The sequence below is a fragment of the Trichocoleus desertorum ATA4-8-CV12 genome (assembly GCA_019358975.1).
Lineage (GTDB): Bacteria > Cyanobacteriota > Cyanobacteriia > FACHB-46 > FACHB-46 > Trichocoleus > Trichocoleus desertorum_A.
On sequence record JAHHIL010000002.1, the window covers coordinates 294158 to 311168 of the forward strand.

A 17011-nucleotide genomic window follows, 5' to 3' on the forward strand; every position below is an offset into this window, starting at 1 on the left:
TCGAAGGTTGGCCTTATTCTGCGGTGGGGGGTAGAGTTTCCGTGTGCGATCGCTCAAGCACCTCAGTTTCTGGCGCTTCATTGTTAGAAGCAGTTGCATCAGCAGCCTCAATGTACTGACTGTCTAGCAAAAAATTACCGCCTGTAAAGTGGATGCCCCAGTAACCTCCGGGTCGGCGATCCAAGATAGTTCCTTCTTCGCCCAGCTGAATCACACTAGGGGGGCGCAGCATCGGCATGGGATCGGCTGTCTTGACATAGGGTGGCATCAACACCACGCGAACGCGATCGCCGACGGTAAATTCTTTAGACATAACTTATTCCAGTCTTGGTGATTCTCCGATGGGTTAGATTACTCGATCGCCCCGTCCTGAAGCAACTTAGCCAAAGCGACTCCCGTCATCAGCGCCATCAGTAGCCACACTAAGGCTAACCCAACTACTTCGCCTAAAAACAAACCTGTGAAGGCACGCAGCCAGCCTCCGATGACCCAACCGAGTCCTAGCGCGATCGACCAAGCCAAGATGCTGACCAAGATCCAAGCCCGGACAGGCGCAAAACATTGCCGCAACACCAGCCATTGCCCTGCTCCCAGCAATACCCCCATCTTCATGCCATCTACTAGGCCGTAGAACAATCTCAGCAGCGCCGAGTCTGTTTGGGGCACCACCCAGCCCAACGCCCCCAAACGACTGACTCCTAAAAGGCTCCAACAGAGCGTACTGGCTAATATCCACCAGCCTGCTTGAGAACACCAGCGACGCAACACCAACCACTGCACTAACCCCATTACCGTGCCTCCGATCGCGCCTTCTAAACCCCCCAGGGCGGCTCTTTCACCTACTTCAATCCAGTAAAGGCTGAGCAAAAATCCTAAGACATTGCCCCCCATCCATTGCAGCCAAAAGCGATAGGAAAAGCTTTGCAAAGCCTGGGTCAGCGACATGGCAGGCGGTGAGGGCGGCATCTAGTTCGTTACCCTTGGCGGTTGAGCAGGCGCAACAAATAAGGTTTTGAATCCCTGTCTGCGGGTTTGCGGCGATTCTGGCGCAATATAGCTCCACAAACTTTCCCAGTAAAAAAAGGAAACGCCATCGAACCCTTGATCGCGTGTGGCCTGCACTTGCTCCTGAATCTGCTGCATGTTCACGGGTCGCCCCCAAGAGCCTGTCAGAATTCCCACAGCCACTGGAATCCGTTGACGTGCTAACTGCACCGCAGGTTGTTGTAGTTCGGCGACAAAAGTCGGCAAGCTCTGGCGATAGACTTGCAAAACCAGTTCTTCAATCCATCCCCGTTGCACCCAGGTTTGCCAATCTTGCAGATAGGTTTTGTAGGAAAATCCTTGAGGGTTGGGGGATAAGGTGATCAAGCAGTAGGGCCGCACCAACTTCACCGCTCGAAAAATTTGCTCCATCAAAGCGGTGATTTTATCTGCTCGCCAGCGCATCCATTCCGGATCTAAAGGGTTGCTGGGAGGCGGTGTGCCACGATGTTCTTGCTGGTAAAGCTTGACTGTAAAAGCGTCGTAACCAAAATCTACTGGCAGCCCAAAGTGATCGTCGAGTTGGATGCCAGCAACATCATAGTGAGTCGCCACTTCCACAATCAGATCGAGGATGAGTGCTTGCACTTCTGGATGCAGTGGGTTTAGCCAGACTCGACGGATACTAAACTGCTGCCATATTTTCTGCTGAGCCAAGTCTAGCCAAGATGGTGATTGGGTTTGAGTAGTATTGGGTAAAGCTAATTGCTCCCAATCTGAGCGAATGGCTGTGGTGCCATCTTGGCGGCTGGTGAGCCAATTAGGATGTTGCTGCACCAGAGCCGAGCTAGCGGGAGCCATAAAGCCGTATTCGAACCAAGGAATTATTCTCAGACCTTGCTGGTTTCCCTGCTGAACCATCTCCGCTAAAAGGTCTTTGCCTAAACGCAGACTGGTTAGCATGGGGTCTTGCGATCGCCCAATGCTCCGCCTCAGTACAAAGCTGGGATAGAGGGTATGCCCCCGATTCCAGACGACGGGGTAGACCGTATTGAAGTGGAGCTGAGATAGCTGCTTGAAGGCTTGCTGGACTCCCCCAGGCCGAAACAGAACAGCACTTGCGACGTTGGTCAGCCAGACTCCGCGTAGTTCGGTTAATGCTGGGGCCGCTGGTGGTGTGGGTCGCTGCGCTGGCAATACTAAAAGCACAACCACCAACATTAAAGAGAGTAAGCAGACCAGCCCAGTCTGAAACTTCTTGTCCATCCCCTTGCATTAACCAACTTTCTAGAGTCTAGCTGGCGATCGCTCTAGCGGCTCTAGGTCTTTAGGGAACTTGCCAAATTCTCTCGTGATATTGAGCTGGCTCCGCGTAGGGGTCAACGGCAGGATGATCGTGGCCATGCCCATGCCCGTGAGCTTGATCGTGGCTGTGTCCGTGATCATGCCCATGATCGTGATGATGGTGGCCGTGATCGTGGCTATGACCGCCACCATTGCCAACAGCCGCCAGACGAAACTTACACATTTCGCAGTTCATTTGCACTTGGCCCAGTTGGGTTTCAATTTCCCGTTCTCGCAGAATCAAGAAGAGTTGGGGATGTAAGCCCATTTCTGGCAGACAGGTCATAGAGATGTCGGGATACTGGTCTTGTTGCTGGGCGGTGATGTCAAAAATTTTCTTCATCAACAACCCTGTGAACAGGAAGTAAGGCAGGACGATGATGCGTTTGGGGTCGTAGAGACGGGCGCGCCGGAAGCCTTCTTCTAGACGGGGATGGGTGATGCCAATAAAGCAGGTTTCTACGGTGCTATAGCCGCTGCCTTCCCAGAGGATGCGAGCCATTTTGTAAACGTCACCGTTAGCATCGGGATCGCTGGCTCCGCGACCGACAAACAGCAGGACGGTATCTTTGCGTTCGATGCCTTGGGGGTTCCATTGGGGTTGGTCGAGTTCGGCTAGACGCGATCGCCACAAGTCTAAAATTCCAGGAGTGATGCCAAAGTGCCGACCATAGTGGAACTTGACTTGGGGATGACGCTGACGGGCGCGATCGAGTTCATTGGTGACATCGAATTTGTTATGTCGTGCGGCAAAGAGCAAAATTGGCAGGACGGAAAATTCGGTATAGCCTTGCTCGACGCACTGGTCAACGCCTTCTTGAATGGAAGGGGCGGTGAGTTCGAGGAAGCAAGGAACTGCGGGGCGGGAGGTATCTAGGGCTTGGTAGGCTGCGGCAAATTCGAGAAAGCTCCGCCGTCCGTCTTCATCCCGACTGCCATGCCCGATGAGTAACAGGGGGCGCTGCATGGGTAGAGGTGGTAATGGCGCTGTAGGGGCAGCAGCATCGATCGCATTCAACAGGGTTGAATTGGTGGTTAGCATGAGTCAAATCCTCTTTCCCGTGTGACGCAGGAAGTGAGTGAAGTGGTAACAGATAGGCGTTCTGGCTGAGGAGAGCTGATACTCGATCAGGTCCGAAATTTCAGCTCCATTGACAGCTGCGGCACAGCACCGGACTCGCACCGGATTTTCCCTATCTTGCTACTGTTCACGTGTGCTTCGTTATCTTATCCCATCTGTTCTTGGGGCTGTATGCGGGGGAGGGGGTTGGGGGCGATCGCTCTACTATCTTTTGGTAAGGTGTAGTGCGCTCTCACCTTATCAATACGGCAAACCAAAGCCTTGGGGGCGCTTGCCCCCAAACCCCCGCTGAGGGACGGTTGCGTCCCCCAGACCCCCTCCAGACGAAGTTGAGTGTGGGTATTTCGAGTCTTTGGTCGTGTTAGAGATTGGCTATTGGTTCGTAGCTCTTCACCCCTGTCTCCTCTCCCCTCACTTCCTGACTCCTCCTCCTTCATCCTTCCTCCTTCATCCCTCCTCCTTCATCCTTCCTCCTTCATCCTTCCCATGCTGCGATCGCGACTTGCCTACATTTCATTCGATACGGTGCCTGCGCCGAAGGGGGCGGCGGTGCATATTGCGGCTTTTACTCAGGCGTTGGGTGGGGCTTTTGGAGGGGTGGAGTTGGTGACGGTGGCTCCAACTTTGGAGGCTGTGGTGGGGCGGGAGTTATGGCCTCAGGTGCGGCAGTTGGCGTTGCCTGCGGTGGGGGATACTTTAATTCGTCGGGTGCTGGATTTTCGGCTGCGATTGGGGCAATGGTGGCAGGGGCGGCGGTTTGAGGTGGTGCAGGTGCGATCGCCTTTTGAGGGGTTTCCGATCGCGCTGAACAAGGACAAGTTGGGCGATCGCTTAATTTTTGAGGTGAATGGGTTGCCGTCAATTGAGCTGAAGTATCGCTATCCAGCGGTGGCTGAGGATACGGAGCTGATGCAGAAGTTGGTGGCACAGGAGCAAGTTTGCTTGGATGCCGCAGATTTGGTGGTGACGCCGAGTGTGGTGACGCAAGCTTATTTGGTCAGTAGGGGAGTCGCTGCGAGCAAAATTCGCGTGATTCCCAATGGAGTAGATTTGGAGATTTTCCGGTATCAAGCACCTTGCTCAGAGTGCCTTTTAGAGGCCCCCCTAGCCCCCCAAATTTGGGGGGAAATAGATTCAAAGTCCCCCAAATTTGGGGGATTTAGGGGGCAAAGGTTTCAACCCCACCCTTTTCATTTGCTCTACTTCGGGACGCTATCAGCTTGGCAGGGGGTGGGGCTGACGATTGAGGCGTTGGCTTTGTACTGTCGAGATTTTTCGGGTCGGCTGACAATTGTGGGGCAGGGGCGGGGTGATCAGGCGATCGCGCTGCAAAAGTTGGCGGCGAAGTTGGGGGTCGCCGATCGCATGCAAATCATTGCGCCTGTTTCTCAAGGTGAACTTGTGAATTTGATGCACCAAGCGGATGCGATCGCGGCTCCTTTAACGGCAAACGATCGCAATTTGGTTCAGGGCTGTTGTCCCCTGAAGGTGTTGGAAGGGATGGCTTCTGGAACGCCTGTGATCGCCAGCGATCTACCTGTGGTGCGGGAATTTGGGACTGCTGATGAGCATTTTTTGTTAGTTCAGCCGGGTTCAGCGAAAGCTTTTAAGGATGCGATGGTGCGGTTAAAGACAGAGGCAGAATTGGGGGCTAGGTTAGCGATCGCGGCTCGTCAGCGCATTGAAACTCACTACACTTGGCACCAAGCGGGCGCTGCTCTGGTGACTGCCTATGAGGAACTGGGGATTAAGCGATCGCAGATGGTTTGAAGCTTAGTTTTTTCTTGGTCTAAGGAGTAATGGGTGAGGATGAGATCGCGGGCTGCTTGGCCAATGGTTTGTCGCACGATAGGTTCCTGGTCTAACAACTCCAGGGCGATCGCGCCGAGTTGATGTAACTGAAACCGAGGTAGCAAAAAGCCGTTTTTGCCATGTTCAATCACTTCGGTATTGCCGCCTGCGTCACTGGCGATACAGCACAGCCCACAGGCCATGGCTTCGAGCAGTGCGTTGGGCATGCCTTCCCAGAGTGAAGGTTGTAGGTAGAGGTCACAGAGTTGTAAATGCCGAGCGACTGCTTCTGGAGATGGCAAATGGCCTGTGGTGATAATTCGCTGCACGTCTTCTGGGTGCTGCATGGCATAGGTCTGCAACACGGCTTGCTCGGTCGGACGCACTTCACCAATAATTAGTAAGCAAGCAGGACGTTGGCTGCGTACGGTGGTGAGGGCATCGAGGAGAAACTGTTGGCCTTTCTTTTCTCGCAGTTCACCGGAAAACCCTAAAACTATCTCGTCTGGGGCAATTCCTAGGGAAGTTTTGAGGGCAGCGATCGCCTCTTTTGCCAAAATGGCGGGGCGAAATTGTTGCGTGTCTACAACGTTGGGCAGGAGTAGCGTGTCCTCTCGCCTAGACAAGCGCTGAATTTTCTGGTTTAAGTCTTGGCTAACGGCTGTAATTAAGCTGGTTCGCTCTAAAGTCCACTGCAAGCGAGCAAAGTCACCGGGTGGAAATAGGATGCGATCGATGTCATTTCCCCTGGCACTAACCAGGCTGGGTAGTTGCTGACCTTCCGCCCACCATACGGCAAGAAATCCAGACGGGAACAAATAGTGTCCCCAAACCGCATTGTACGGATAAATTTGGTGCAGCCAATCCAACACATTCAGGGTATGCGGCATCGTCATATCCCAAGCGCGGTACAGGCCAATGCGATGCACGCGCAATTTCCCGGCGTCGGTTTCAATCACCTCCGGTAGCAGCACCTCTCCCGGCGGCAAATAGCGGCTCCAGGTCACGACATCGACATCCACACCCAATTGGCAAAGGGTAGAGGTAATGCGACCCGCACTGGTAGCGACTCCCCCTAAGTCAGGCGGAAATCGCTCGGTAATGAAGAGAAGATGCTGCAACGGTAAACGGTCAGTCAGCGGTATTTGAGGATTGAATGAGGCGATCGCGACAATAAATCTAGCTGGGGAATCTAACTAGGGCTCAATTCTGACAGATAGAATTTTGTCGTCTTTACGAATCGCATTCACGACATCTATATCCTCAGTTTTGCCAAACACGGTGTGCTTGCCATCAAGGTGAGCTTGAGGCGAATGGCAAATAAAGAATTGACTGCCGCCTGTATCTTTACCAGCATGAGCCATCGATAGGCTACCCGCCAAGTGCTTGTTGGGGTTGCCAGCCGTTTCACATTTGATTTTGTAACCTGGGCCTCCGGTGCCTGTGCCTTGAGGACAGCCGCCCTGAATCATGAAGTCAGAAATCACGCGGTGGAAGGTTAGACCGTCGTAAAACCCTTTATTGGCAAGATCAGTAAAATTCTTCACCGTGTTAGGCGCATCCTGGTCAAATAGCTCCAGGTTAATCGTGCCCCTGTCAGTTTTCATAATGGCGCGGGTCATGGTCTCTCCTTAATAAGCTGAGATGGCTGATTCTGCCAGCCAATTCATCTCATCCAGCTTAGAACAAAAGTCGCGATCGCTACATTTTGCTTTAGCAACGGTGACTCAAACTCACGCATCTAAAAGCCCCTATGAAACCAAGCTTAGGCTCAAGCTTAGGCAGATTCTGGATTCAGCTTTGCCAGCACCCAGGTCGCATAAGTACCAATCGGACTCCAGATTAAATAAGGGATCAGGAGTGCCGCAGCCGTAACAGAAACGGGCGCAACCACCGCTGCTAGAATCCAACCTAGAACTGCCCCAGTACCGCCAATAAAGGTGCCAATCGTGAGGTTACGCAGCCACAGAGTTAGGGGTTGATAAACAATCGTCACGATCTCTAGCAGGAGATAGAACCCCATTAAAAACCAAGTTTTCGAGCTGCCAGGGTCTCGCTCCCAAACGTTGTAGGCAGACCAAGCGCCACAGACAAAAACCACAGCCCAAATCACCGGAATTGCGGGTTCAAAGGTAAGCCAGCTCGGACGACGTAAGCGCCGAAACCACTTGACATCACGGGGCCGAATCACACTGCCGCCGATCGCTACCAAAAATGTAACGGCTGCAATCACCATCCAAGACTTGATCATGCCTTTACCTTCCCCTGGGCCACACGCTGCGCTTTGCCGAAATGAGTTTTAAGCAAAGATGAGTATGCAGCGATTGTGTCAGGCGATCGCATCCGTTGGAATCGACCAGCGGAAAGATTAGTGCGCTGCCTCAGGGTTGAGCCGCATCATTTCTAAAGTCGCGTACGTACCAATGGGACTCCAAATCAGGTACGGCAAGAGCAACAGCACTGCCCGACCAGAAATCGGCCAGATGGAGCTAGCCAGGAAAACTCCTAAGACAACCCCAATGCCACCTAAGATTACGCCTACTTTGATGTTTCGCAGTCTGAGGGTCAGGGGGATGTATGCCACCGTAATCACTTCCAATAGCAAGTAAAGGCCCATCAAAAGCCACATTTGTAGACTGCCTGGGTTTTGCTCCCAAACAAAATAGGCAGAGGCGGCTCCACAGCTAAAAATGACAGTCCAAATGACAGGAATTAACGGCTCGAAGAACAACCACAATGGCCGCTGCAATTCTGCTGCCCATTTTGTATCGCGGGGTCTGATCCAAGCAGCGCCCAAAGCGACGAGAAAAGTGATGCCACCAATGACCATCCAGGATTGAATCATAATTCTTACTCTCCTAATCCTGAACCGCTTGCTTCACGGATTGAGGCGGCTCAGCTTATGTTCATGGTGGCAAGCGCGTCAAAGACCTAAATCAGTCGTGGGTGAGAACCTGCTCAAAACCAATTTAAGGCAGGAGTTTAGACAGTGGTAGTTAAACAGTGGCAGTTAGATGGTGGCGGTTAGACGGTGGCGATCGCTTCTGGCAGTAGTCCCTTCTCAGCTAACCATTGCTGATTAAACAATCGGGACTGATACCGCGAACCGCTATCACACAGAATGGTCGTAATGATGTGTCCAGGCCCCATTTGTTTCGCCAGAGCCACAGCAGCAGCCACATTAATCCCGCTAGAACCACCCACAAATAAACCTTCTTCTCGCAGCAAGCGATAGACAACCTCTACGCACTCCTGATCATGAATGCGAATGGCATCATCCGCAGGTGCGCCTTCCATGTTGGCCGTGATGCGGCTGTTGCCAATCCCTTCGGTAATGGAACTCCCTTCTGAGCTCGTTTCGCCTGTTTTCACATAACTGTAGAGACCGCTGCCCATTGGATCAGCCAATACTACTCTGATATTGGGGTTCTTTTCTTTGAGAAACATTCCGACCCCAGCGTAAGTACCACCCGTGCCAGTCGAAGTGATCCAAGCATCTACTTTGCCTTCAGTTTGTGCCCAAATCTCTGGCCCAGTGGTTTCGTAGTGCGCCAACCGATTGGCTAAGTTATCAAACTGGTTCGCCCAGATCGCATTCTCCATCTCTTCTGCGATACGACCAGAGAGCCTAACGTAGTTGTTGGGGTCTTTATAGGGCACAGCAGGCACCGGACGTACTTCTGCCCCTAAAGTCCGTAAGGTGTCAATTTTTTCTTGAGATTGAGTATCTGGAATGATGATCAGGCACTTGTAACCCTTGGCGTTGCAGATATGGGCTAAACCAATGCCTGTGTTGCCTGCGGTGCCTTCTACCACGGTGCCACCAGGCTTCAGCAACCCTTTCTTTTCGGCATCTTCAATCATGTAGAGCGCGGCTCGGTCTTTCACAGAGCCACCGGGGTTGAGAAACTCGGCCTTGCCTAGAATTTCGCACCCCGTCTCTTCGCTGAAGCTGTGCAACCGAATTAAGGGGGTGTTGCCGACGCTGCCGACAAATCCATTTTTAATATCCATGCTGAGTTACCTATTGCTTCCCTTTAAAAATTTTGACTTATAGACGTGACAGGATGGTGGTTTTAGTCAAAGGCGATCGCCTAATTTCCAGTCTTCTAATCCCTAGCTATTAAAATAAAATCACCCTGCGATCGCTGCCTCTGTCTATGGCATCTCGTTCTTCTACTGTTCCGTCTACTGAAATTTTTTATCCCAGTTCTGACGGTGAACGCATAGCAGAAGGTCACATTCATCTTGAGGCTCTGTGGGCGACGCTGGAAGTTCTCAAGCAGTACCTTGAGGGTCGTCAAGCAACGGTTTTAGCCAACCAATTCCTCTATTTTGCGCCAGGTCTACTTAGGCTGCGAGTCGCACCCGATGTCATGGTGATTTTTGATGTTGCTCCTGGAGGCAGAGACAACTACAAGATTTGGGAGGAGAGCCAAGTTCCGGCGGTAATTTTTGAAGTCACTTCTCCAGGCACCAAAGAGCAGGATCAAGGATTTAAGAAAACCCTTTACGAACAGTTAGATGTGCAAGAATACTGGCTGTTTGACCCCAGAGGAGAATGGATCGAGGAGCAGTTAAAAGGATTTCGGCTGCATCGAGGGCAGTACGAACCCATTACAGATGGTCGCAGTGAACCCCTAAAATTGCGCCTACAAGTTGAAGAACAACTGATTGCCTTCTACCGAGAAGACACCGGGGAGAAATTGCTGATTCCTGGCGAATTGAGACAAGCGCTTCAGGTCGAACAACAAGCACGCCAACAGGCAGAAGCGCAAGCCGAACAAGAACGCCAACGGGCAGAACAAGCAGAGCTACAGGTGCGGCAGTTGCAGGAGAGATTGCGATCGCTCGGTATCGACCCAGAAACCTTAGAATAACGCCACAGACCAAAAAAATAAGGTGGGCAATGCCCACCCTACAGTCATTCGTTGAACCGCAACCCGCTTATTTGTCAGGTTGGGGAGTCATGCGGAGGTAAGGTCTGATTTCGGTCACGCCTTTAGGAAACTTCTGCTTCGCTTCTTCGGTGGGGATAGAAGGGACAACGACCACATCATCGCCATCTTTCCAGTTCACAGGCGTGGCAACGCTGTAGTTGTCGGTCAGTTGCAGAGAATCAATCACTCGCAGAATTTCTTGGAAGTTGCGGCCTGTGCTGGGGGGATAGGTGATCGTCAAACGGAGCTTTCTTTGAGGATCGATTACGAACACGGTGCGAACGGTGAGCTTGGCATTGGCATTGGGGTGGATCATGCCGTACAGATCAGACACCTTCTTGTCGTCGTCGGCCAAGATGGGGTAGTTAACCGTGGTGTTCTGAATTTCGTTGATGTCGCAGATCCAGCCTTTGTGGGACTCGGCATCATCAACACTCAGTGCGATCACTTTAGCGTTGCGCTTGTCGAATTCGGGCTTGAGTCTAGAAACTTCGCCGAGTTCGGTGGTGCAAACTGGCGTGTAGTCAGCAGGGTGAGAGAAGAGAACAACCCAGCTATCGCCAGCCCAATCGTAAAAGTTGATTTCGCCTTCGCTGGATTGCTGCGTAAAGTTGGGAACTGCGTCACCAAGTTGGAGAACCATAACCGAGATTTCCTGTGGTCTAAGTATGCGAGTCAGATCAAATATTCTAACCCGTGATCATGACACAAAACTCCGGTTTTCCGCTCGGAGTTTAGATCTATTTTATGATTTTACTGCGGATGGGTCCGTCTTGGGTTGTCGGCCTAAGGCGATCGCAAAAGACCCAGACACTACTAAAATCGCCCCTACCATTCCTAAAACAGTTAGCTGCTCTGGGGCAATCAGAGTCGGCCAAAAGACAGCAACTCCTAACATGGTGCCAATGGTAACAACGGGCGTGAGCGCTAGCACAGCACTAACTCTAGAGGCTTCCCAATGATCCAACGCCTCAGCAAAGGCACCATAAGCAATCAAAGTATTTAAAGCGCAAAAGAGCAAGGCGATCCAGTGAAATGTATCCAAACTTAGAAGTTTCTGGGGGGCAGCAGTTGGGGTAAAGAGCAGCGTCGCCCCGCCATAAATCGCCATCATAATTGTGGCGGAGGGCAAAGTTTGTAGCAGTTGCTTCTGGGCTAAAGCGTAGACCGCCCAAGCGATCGCGGCCAACACCAGCAAACCACTCCCACCCAGATATTGAGCCGAGCTGGTCATGAGTGCTTGCAGTTGCTCATGAAAAAACAGAGAAAATCCCAGAGTCAGCAAAACTAAACCTGCCCACTGACGCAAGGTATAGCGCTCCTTAAACACCCACAAAGCCCCTAATCCCATCGAAACGGGCGCTAGCTGAATCAGCACTTGGGCATTAGCAGGTGAAGTTTGAGCCAGTCCTTGCAGAAAAAGTAAGTAGTTGATCGCCAGAAACACAGTGGCGATCGCCAACAGCTTCCACAATCCGGGCGATCGCAGCTTTTCTAAATTGGGTAATTGTTTGCGGCTCGCTAAATACAGCGCCAGCAACCCAAAAGAAACGAGAAAGCGAAACCAAGTAACGGTGTATACATCCAGCACTTGCAACGTCACCATTAACGCCACTGGTAGCACTCCCCAAAGCAATACGGTTAGCAGGGACAACGCTAAACCCAAGCGCCAGCGCCCCGAACTATGGTGCAGTGGCATAAACCCTCAGATAAAAATTAGATAGAAAACAGATGCTTCCAACGGCACAGGACTTCTAGTTTAGCGATTGCTAACTTGAGAATTAGCTAGACAGCCCAATCAACCGATGCGGCAAGAATGGGTCATGTCGCCAAAGCTCTTGAAAAACCACTTGCATTTCATGCGATCGATTAGTAATTAAAACTAATTGGTGGCATCAGTACCTCTTATGTTTGATACTTTCCTAATTAGCGTATTGCGACTTCTGTATTTCCTGATCCAGCTGATTCAGCCGATCCTAGTACCCATCTGTTTTATTACGGCTTGGGGTCTAATTGTCTTAGTGAGTTGGAACACTTGGTCAGCTGTGCGAGATGGGGTCAACAACGCCAAGAAGATGCACCGAATTCCTTGTGCTAACTGCGAATTCTTCACCGGAGACTATCACCTCAAATGCACTGTGCATCCAGACACAGCCCTCTCTGAGGATGCAATCTACTGTCGTGACTACGAACCCACTTCTCAGCCCCTCCCGGTTTCTCATCGGTACTAATTGTTCTCTCTGATACTCTAAGATCGTTGCTGGCGATCGCGTGAGAATTAGGGATGTTAGTACGAAAACTCTACGACTGCGAAGAATTTGTGGCAGGCGACAGTACCCTGCTACGGGAACTCCTACATCCTGACAAACAAGCGATCGATTTACGCTACAGTCTCGCCCACGCGATCGTCCCGGTTGGGGAAACCTCTACGCCTCATGCTCTCACCACCTCGGAGGTCTACTACATGCTCAGCGGTCAAGGTGAGATGCACATTGGCGACGAAACCCAAATAGTGGCACCGGGAGATGCCGTTTATATTCCACCCAACGCTAAGCAATTTATTCGTAACACTGGCAGCGAACAGCTAGTATTCATTTGCATTGTTGATCCTGCGTGGCGCAAGGAAGATGAAACAGTCTATGAGGCGTAAGGATTACAGCACTTAAAGCTCCTACAAACTGCACTAGAAGGTCAAATCAGGGATACTCAGTATTCTGGATCTATGCAGAGAAACTAGGAGCCGTGAGATGGACGTTAAAGCCGCCGTTGCTTTTGAAGCTGGAAAGCCGTTGAGTATTGAAACGGTGCAGCTCGAAGGCCCTCAAGCAGGGGAAGTGCTGGTCGAAATTAAAGCGACAGGTGTCTGTCACACCGATGCCTTTACGCTATCTGGAGCTGACCCAGAAGGCTTATTTCCGGCGATTTTGGGGCACGAAGGAGCGGGTGTGGTCGTAGAAGTGGGGCCAGGAGTGACTTCGGTGAAACCTGGCGATCATGTGATTCCCCTCTACACCGCAGAATGCCGCAATTGCGAGTATTGCCTTAGCTTCAAAACCAACCTCTGCCAAGCGATTCGCGGTACCCAAGGCCGAGGACTAATGCCTAATGGTACTAGCCGTTTCTCGATGGGCGGCAAGATGATCCATCACTACATGGGCACCTCCACCTTCGCCAACTACACGGTTCTACCCGAAATTGCCGTCGCCAAAATTCGGGAAGATGCCCCCTTCGACAAGGTTTGCTATATCGGCTGTGGCGTGACCACCGGAATTGGTGCAGTACTCTACACTGCCAAAGTCGAGCCAGGAGCAAATGTCGTGGTATTTGGCTTGGGTGGTATTGGCCTCAACGTCATCCAGGGTGCCCGCATGGTGGGAGCCAACATGATTGTGGGGGTAGACATCAACCCCACAAAACGCGCCTTAGCTGAAAAACTCGGCATGACCCACTTCGTCAACCCGAAAGAAGTGGAGGGTGACTTGGTAGCGCACTTAGTAGAACTAACCAAAGGGGGCGCGGACTATAGCTTTGAGTGCATTGGCAACGTCAACGTGATGCGGCAAGCCTTGGAGTGTTGCCATAAAGGTTGGGGCGTTAGCGTCATCATTGGCGTAGCAGGTGCAGGCCAGGAAATCAGCACTCGACCCTTTCAACTGGTGACTGGTCGTGTCTGGAAAGGCTCAGCGTTTGGGGGAGCCAGAGGCCGCACCGATGTCCCCAAGATTGTGGATTGGTACATGGACGGCAAAATCAACATTGATGATTTGATTACCAATGTGATGCCAGTGGAGCAAATCAATGAAGCCTTTGACCTGATGCATAAAGGGGACGCAATTCGGACAGTAGTGACGTTTTAGCGGAAAAGCCGATGGATGAGATCGTTATTGTTGAATATGATCCATGTTGGCCAAGCTTATTTGAAGCGGAAAAAGCCAAGCTCCAAAAAGTTTTAGATACTGAGCTAGTTGTTTCAATAGAGCATATTGGAAGTACAGCAGTGCTAGGGCTAGCCGCCAAGCCCATCATCGATCTGATGGTGGTCATTCGTTCTTTAAATGTAGCGAAACAGGCTGTGCCTTTACTTGAGAAACTAGACTACGTTTACTGGCACGATAATCCTGACTCTAATCGCTTGTTTTTTGTAAAAGGGCTACCTCCCTACGATCTACAGCGTACTCATCACATTCATATGGTTGAAGCTGAGAGTAAGTTTTGCGAGCGATCGCTGTTTCGGGACTATCTACGAATCCATTTGGATGAAGCAAAGAGGTATGAGGCTCTGAAGCGCGACTTGGCAGTGCGCTTTCGCAGCGATCGCGAAGGCTACACCAATGGTAAGAGCGAGTACATTCAGACTGTCATGGCTCAGGCACGTCAATGGCAATCTTATGAATGGTCGCAATAGGCCACTCTGAGTTGATTGTCTTTGTCCTAGCGAAGATCCTATTCGCAGTTCCTTAATCAGGCTCATGGTTAGTGAATTGAAACTTATAACTCAATACGTCTGCTTTGACGGCACCGTTGGCTTTTACAGTCACTCGTCTTCCGCTTGCAATAGTGAGATGAAGTTTTCGGTGTATCAGCCGCCGCAAGCCCAGACAGAACCCGTGCCTGTGTTGTACTTCCTTTCTGGGTTAACCTGCACCGAGGAAAACTTCATTACCAAGGCAGGAGCACAACAGTTCGCCGCGAAGTATGGGGTGATACTCGTGGCACCGGATACGAGTCCCCGCAACACAAGCATTCCTGGCGAAGACGACGATTGGGATTTTGGCACTGGAGCAGGGTTCTATGTGGATGCCACAGAGGAGCCGTGGAGCCAGCACTACCGCATGTATAGCTACGTCACCGAAGAACTCCCAGCACTGATCACCGAGCATTTCCCGGTAAAGTCCGATCGCCAAAGCATTTTTGGTCATTCGATGGGCGGTCATGGAGCGCTAGTTTGTGCACTGAGGAATCGCGATCGCTACCTTTCTGTTTCTGCCTTTGCCCCGATTGTGGCTCCGATGCGTTGTGCCTGGGGAGAAAAAGCCTTTAGTAATTATTTGGGTGCCGACCAGGAGCAGTGGCGAGCTTACGATGCCAGTGAACTAGTCCTGACAGCGAAGTGGCAGCGCCCCATTCTAATCGACCAAGGCACCGCAGATAACTTCTTAGAAAATCAACTGAAGCCACAGTTATTTGAGCAAGCCTGTGCCCAAGTGGGACAACCTCTAACATTGCGAATGCAGTCAGGATACGACCACAGCTACTACTTCATCGCCACATTTATGGAAGACCACATTCGCCATCATGCCGAGGCTTTGTGGGCATAAAAAAAATCCCCAGCACAAGGCCAGGGATTAAATTCAGGGTGCATCTACCATTCCTTTCTTCTAGGAGGTGGGGGGTAGCTCCGGAAAAAGTCGAGCAACTTTAGTGAAAATGAAATGTGGAAGTTGCGATCGCTCTACCACTTCACGCCCAGCGGTCAACTATCCTGTTGGGGTCGCTTGAAGAAGGCAACCATATCCTTAGCAGTGTCACTCACCACTGAAACTAACTCCCAGCCTTGCTCACCTAATTCTTTTATGTTTCTCCAGCTACCATTCGCTGCCTGGTAAGACCCGGACGCATTGACATAAACCGTAAGGTATTCAAAACGCTGCATAGTGTTTGGCTCAATCGCAAAGTTTCTAGCTGATTCGGAGACGGCCTCAATGCAGCGGCTCACTTGGAATCTGCTGCAAATGCTATAGCATGCCCTTTCCCCAAGCATTATTCGTTATCGTGAAAAAAGTTCGGTGCGGCGATAGGGAGCTTGGGAAGCATGAGCAACGGTCAACTAATCAAACTCTGGGCCTGGTCACTCGGCATTTTTCTGTGTTTCGCCTCACCTGCTTCGGCGCAAACCGTTTTTAGTCCGATTCAGCAGCGCTTAAGCCCCCAAATTGTCCTCCGACAACTAGCAGCCGCCGATGTGGTTTACCTAGGCGAAACCCACGATAGCCCAGCCGACCATCGAGCGCAACTCAAAATTATTCAAGCGCTGCACCAAAAACAGCCCCAACTGGCGATCGCGCTAGAAATGTTTCAACGCCCCTATCAACTAGCAATTGATCGCTATCTAGCAGGCAAAATCACCGAAGCAGAACTGCGTCAACAAAGCCAATTCGACCAACGCTGGGGTTACGACTGGGAATATTACGCCCCCATTTTGCGCTTCGCCAAAGCCAACCGCTTGCCAGTTCTCGCCCTCAACACCCCCACAGAAGTTACCCGAAAAGTGGCGCGCCAAGGCTTAAACAGTTTGACTGCCAGCGATCGCCAATTCGCCCCACCCGCCTCAGAGATCCGCACTGATAACGCCGCCTATCGCCAACGCATCCAGAAAATTTACGAAGAAATACACCAAGGCCATAGTTCCAGCAACAACTTTGAGCAATTCTTTCAAGCCCAAGTGCTCTGGGACGAAACAATGGCCGATCGCATCGCCCAATTTGCCACCACTCATCCCAACCACCAAATCGTCGTCCTAGCTGGCCAAGGCCACATCATTTACGGAGACGGCATCCCCAGTCGAGTCGCCCGCCGCCTCAAAAACATCCCTAACTTCGTGCAGCGCTTAGTCCTACTCAACCCAGCGCCAGAAGAGTTGAAAAAAGGAAGTAGGGCGATCGCAGACTACATTTGGAAGGATGAGGGATGAGGGAGGGAGGAAGGATGAGGGATGAGGGATGAAGGATGCAAGGGAAGATGAGGATGTATTTTAGGTGAGGGAATATTGAGGCGATCGTATTGCTTGAGTGCAGTAGCGGGTATACCCAGGCGAATGGTATGATGATCAATTCAGTAGTGTCTATTAATGTAGAGTCTAATAGCCGATCGC

At 51.4% G+C, this 17011-nt stretch carries 20 protein-coding genes and 1 riboswitch; of the genes, 8 read left to right on the forward strand and 12 right to left on the reverse strand.

Annotated elements, in window-relative coordinates:
* Positions 1-13: 13 nt before the first annotated feature.
* The 4 genes from KME12_03935 to KME12_03950 all read right to left on the reverse strand — a co-directional run bounded on the left by KME12_03935 (position 14) and on the right by KME12_03950 (position 3370).
* Positions 14-313, reverse strand: coding sequence for a DUF3148 domain-containing protein (locus KME12_03935; GenBank protein ID MBW4486922.1), 300 nt, complete (start codon positions 311-313; stop codon positions 14-16).
* Between the two features lie 38 nt (positions 314-351).
* On the reverse strand, positions 352-966 hold the full coding sequence (locus KME12_03940) for a hypothetical protein (protein MBW4486923.1): 615 nt from the start codon (positions 964-966) through the stop codon (positions 352-354).
* Positions 967-2250, reverse strand: coding sequence for a glycoside hydrolase family 10 protein (locus KME12_03945; protein ID MBW4486924.1), 1284 nt, complete (start codon positions 2248-2250; stop codon positions 967-969).
* Between the two features lie 61 nt (positions 2251-2311).
* Positions 2312-3370: a sirohydrochlorin chelatase gene (locus KME12_03950; protein MBW4486925.1), complete on the reverse strand. Its 1059-nt coding sequence runs from the start codon at positions 3368-3370 to the stop codon at positions 2312-2314.
* Between the two features lie 33 nt (positions 3371-3403).
* Positions 3404-3567, reverse strand: a riboswitch (cobalamin riboswitch).
* 328 nt (positions 3568-3895) lie between these two features.
* Here KME12_03950 and KME12_03955 point away from each other — a divergent pair.
* On the forward strand, positions 3896-5179 hold the full coding sequence (locus tag KME12_03955) for a glycosyltransferase family 4 protein (GenBank protein ID MBW4486926.1): 1284 nt from the start codon (positions 3896-3898) through the stop codon (positions 5177-5179).
* On the opposite strand, the gene KME12_03960 is transcribed toward KME12_03955, so the two are convergent.
* From KME12_03960 to KME12_03980, 5 genes are all read right to left on the reverse strand, one after another.
* Positions 5140-6321 carry a glycosyltransferase family 4 protein gene (locus tag KME12_03960; protein MBW4486927.1) on the reverse strand — a complete coding sequence of 394 codons (1182 nt, stop codon included), beginning with the start codon at positions 6319-6321 and terminating at the stop codon, positions 5140-5142. The two genes, KME12_03955 and KME12_03960, sit on opposite strands and share 40 nt — an antisense overlap.
* A 75-nt stretch (positions 6322-6396) precedes the next feature.
* Positions 6397-6822 (reverse strand): peptidylprolyl isomerase, encoded by a 426-nt coding sequence (locus KME12_03965; protein ID MBW4486928.1) that lies wholly within the window; start codon positions 6820-6822, stop codon positions 6397-6399.
* A gap of 155 nt (positions 6823-6977) precedes the next feature.
* Positions 6978-7451 carry a TspO/MBR family protein gene (locus tag KME12_03970; protein ID MBW4486929.1) on the reverse strand — a complete coding sequence of 158 codons (474 nt, stop codon included), beginning with the start codon at positions 7449-7451 and terminating at the stop codon, positions 6978-6980.
* Between the two features lie 117 nt (positions 7452-7568).
* Positions 7569-8045, reverse strand: coding sequence for a tryptophan-rich sensory protein (locus tag KME12_03975; GenBank protein MBW4486930.1), 477 nt, complete (start codon positions 8043-8045; stop codon positions 7569-7571).
* A 179-nt stretch (positions 8046-8224) separates the two neighbouring features.
* Positions 8225-9214, reverse strand: coding sequence for a cysteine synthase A (locus tag KME12_03980; GenBank protein MBW4486931.1), 990 nt, complete (start codon positions 9212-9214; stop codon positions 8225-8227).
* Between the two features lie 146 nt (positions 9215-9360).
* On the opposite strand from KME12_03980, the gene KME12_03985 reads away from it, so the two are divergent.
* Positions 9361-10080 (forward strand): Uma2 family endonuclease, encoded by a 720-nt coding sequence (locus tag KME12_03985; protein MBW4486932.1) that lies wholly within the window; start codon positions 9361-9363, stop codon positions 10078-10080.
* Between the two features lie 67 nt (positions 10081-10147).
* On the opposite strand, the gene KME12_03990 is transcribed toward KME12_03985, so the two are convergent.
* A complete protein-coding gene (locus KME12_03990; GenBank protein ID MBW4486933.1) occupies positions 10148-10783 on the reverse strand; it encodes a peroxiredoxin in 636 nt (211 codons plus the stop codon).
* A 102-nt stretch (positions 10784-10885) separates the two neighbouring features.
* Positions 10886-11839, reverse strand: a complete 954-nt coding sequence (locus tag KME12_03995) for a DMT family transporter (GenBank protein ID MBW4486934.1) — start codon at positions 11837-11839, stop codon at positions 10886-10888.
* Positions 11840-12047: 208 nt separating this feature from the next.
* Here KME12_03995 and KME12_04000 point away from each other — a divergent pair, with 208 nt between their 5' ends.
* The 5 genes from KME12_04000 (at position 12048) to fghA (ending at position 15458) form a co-directional block, all read left to right on the forward strand.
* On the forward strand, positions 12048-12371 hold the full coding sequence (locus tag KME12_04000; GenBank protein MBW4486935.1) for a hypothetical protein: 324 nt from the start codon (positions 12048-12050) through the stop codon (positions 12369-12371).
* A 53-nt stretch (positions 12372-12424) separates the two neighbouring features.
* A complete protein-coding gene (locus tag KME12_04005; protein ID MBW4486936.1) occupies positions 12425-12790 on the forward strand; it encodes a cupin domain-containing protein in 366 nt (121 codons plus the stop codon).
* Between the two features lie 97 nt (positions 12791-12887).
* Complete coding sequence (locus KME12_04010) at positions 12888-13997, forward strand: S-(hydroxymethyl)glutathione dehydrogenase/class III alcohol dehydrogenase (GenBank protein ID MBW4486937.1); 1110 nt, start codon at positions 12888-12890, stop codon at positions 13995-13997.
* Between the two features lie 11 nt (positions 13998-14008).
* Complete coding sequence (locus tag KME12_04015) at positions 14009-14545, forward strand: GrpB family protein (protein ID MBW4486938.1); 537 nt, start codon at positions 14009-14011, stop codon at positions 14543-14545.
* A 76-nt stretch (positions 14546-14621) separates the two neighbouring features.
* Positions 14622-15458, forward strand: a complete 837-nt coding sequence (fghA, locus tag KME12_04020) for an S-formylglutathione hydrolase (protein ID MBW4486939.1) — start codon at positions 14622-14624, stop codon at positions 15456-15458.
* Positions 15459-15613: 155 nt separating this feature from the next.
* Here fghA and KME12_04025 read toward each other — a convergent pair whose 3' ends face one another.
* On the reverse strand, positions 15614-15793 hold the full coding sequence (locus tag KME12_04025; protein ID MBW4486940.1) for a DUF4177 domain-containing protein: 180 nt from the start codon (positions 15791-15793) through the stop codon (positions 15614-15616).
* Positions 15794-15952: 159 nt separating this feature from the next.
* Here KME12_04025 and KME12_04030 point away from each other — a divergent pair, with 159 nt between their 5' ends.
* Entirely contained in the window at positions 15953-16831 is an 879-nt protein-coding gene (locus tag KME12_04030) for a ChaN family lipoprotein (protein MBW4486941.1), read from the forward strand.
* Positions 16832-17011: the final 180 nt, after the last annotated feature.

What these genes read in the sequence shown, in the direction of transcription:
- KME12_03935 (MBW4486922.1), bottom strand. Translation starts at nt 313, where the DNA reads ATGTCTAAAGAATTTACCGTCGGCGATCGCGTTCGCGTGGTGTTGATG.
- KME12_03940 (MBW4486923.1), bottom strand. Translation starts at nt 966, where the DNA reads ATGCCGCCCTCACCGCCTGCCATGTCGCTGACCCAGGCTTTGCAAAGC.
- KME12_03945 (MBW4486924.1), bottom strand. Translation starts at nt 2,250, where the DNA reads ATGGACAAGAAGTTTCAGACTGGGCTGGTCTGCTTACTCTCTTTAATG.
- KME12_03950 (MBW4486925.1), bottom strand. Translation starts at nt 3,370, where the DNA reads ATGCTAACCACCAATTCAACCCTGTTGAATGCGATCGATGCTGCTGCC.
- KME12_03955 (MBW4486926.1), top strand. Translation starts at nt 3,896, where the DNA reads ATGCTGCGATCGCGACTTGCCTACATTTCATTCGATACGGTGCCTGCG.
- KME12_03965 (MBW4486928.1), bottom strand. Translation starts at nt 6,822, where the DNA reads ATGACCCGCGCCATTATGAAAACTGACAGGGGCACGATTAACCTGGAG.
- KME12_03970 (MBW4486929.1), bottom strand. Translation starts at nt 7,451, where the DNA reads ATGATCAAGTCTTGGATGGTGATTGCAGCCGTTACATTTTTGGTAGCG.
- KME12_03975 (MBW4486930.1), bottom strand. Translation starts at nt 8,045, where the DNA reads ATGATTCAATCCTGGATGGTCATTGGTGGCATCACTTTTCTCGTCGCT.
- KME12_03980 (MBW4486931.1), bottom strand. Translation starts at nt 9,214, where the DNA reads ATGGATATTAAAAATGGATTTGTCGGCAGCGTCGGCAACACCCCCTTA.
- KME12_03985 (MBW4486932.1), top strand. Translation starts at nt 9,361, where the DNA reads ATGGCATCTCGTTCTTCTACTGTTCCGTCTACTGAAATTTTTTATCCC.
- KME12_03990 (MBW4486933.1), bottom strand. Translation starts at nt 10,783, where the DNA reads ATGGTTCTCCAACTTGGTGACGCAGTTCCCAACTTTACGCAGCAATCC.
- KME12_03995 (MBW4486934.1), bottom strand. Translation starts at nt 11,839, where the DNA reads ATGCCACTGCACCATAGTTCGGGGCGCTGGCGCTTGGGTTTAGCGTTG.
- KME12_04000 (MBW4486935.1), top strand. Translation starts at nt 12,048, where the DNA reads ATGTTTGATACTTTCCTAATTAGCGTATTGCGACTTCTGTATTTCCTG.
- KME12_04005 (MBW4486936.1), top strand. Translation starts at nt 12,425, where the DNA reads ATGTTAGTACGAAAACTCTACGACTGCGAAGAATTTGTGGCAGGCGAC.
- KME12_04010 (MBW4486937.1), top strand. Translation starts at nt 12,888, where the DNA reads ATGGACGTTAAAGCCGCCGTTGCTTTTGAAGCTGGAAAGCCGTTGAGT.
- KME12_04015 (MBW4486938.1), top strand. Translation starts at nt 14,009, where the DNA reads ATGGATGAGATCGTTATTGTTGAATATGATCCATGTTGGCCAAGCTTA.
- KME12_04025 (MBW4486940.1), bottom strand. Translation starts at nt 15,793, where the DNA reads ATGCAGCGTTTTGAATACCTTACGGTTTATGTCAATGCGTCCGGGTCT.
- KME12_04030 (MBW4486941.1), top strand. Translation starts at nt 15,953, where the DNA reads ATGAGCAACGGTCAACTAATCAAACTCTGGGCCTGGTCACTCGGCATT.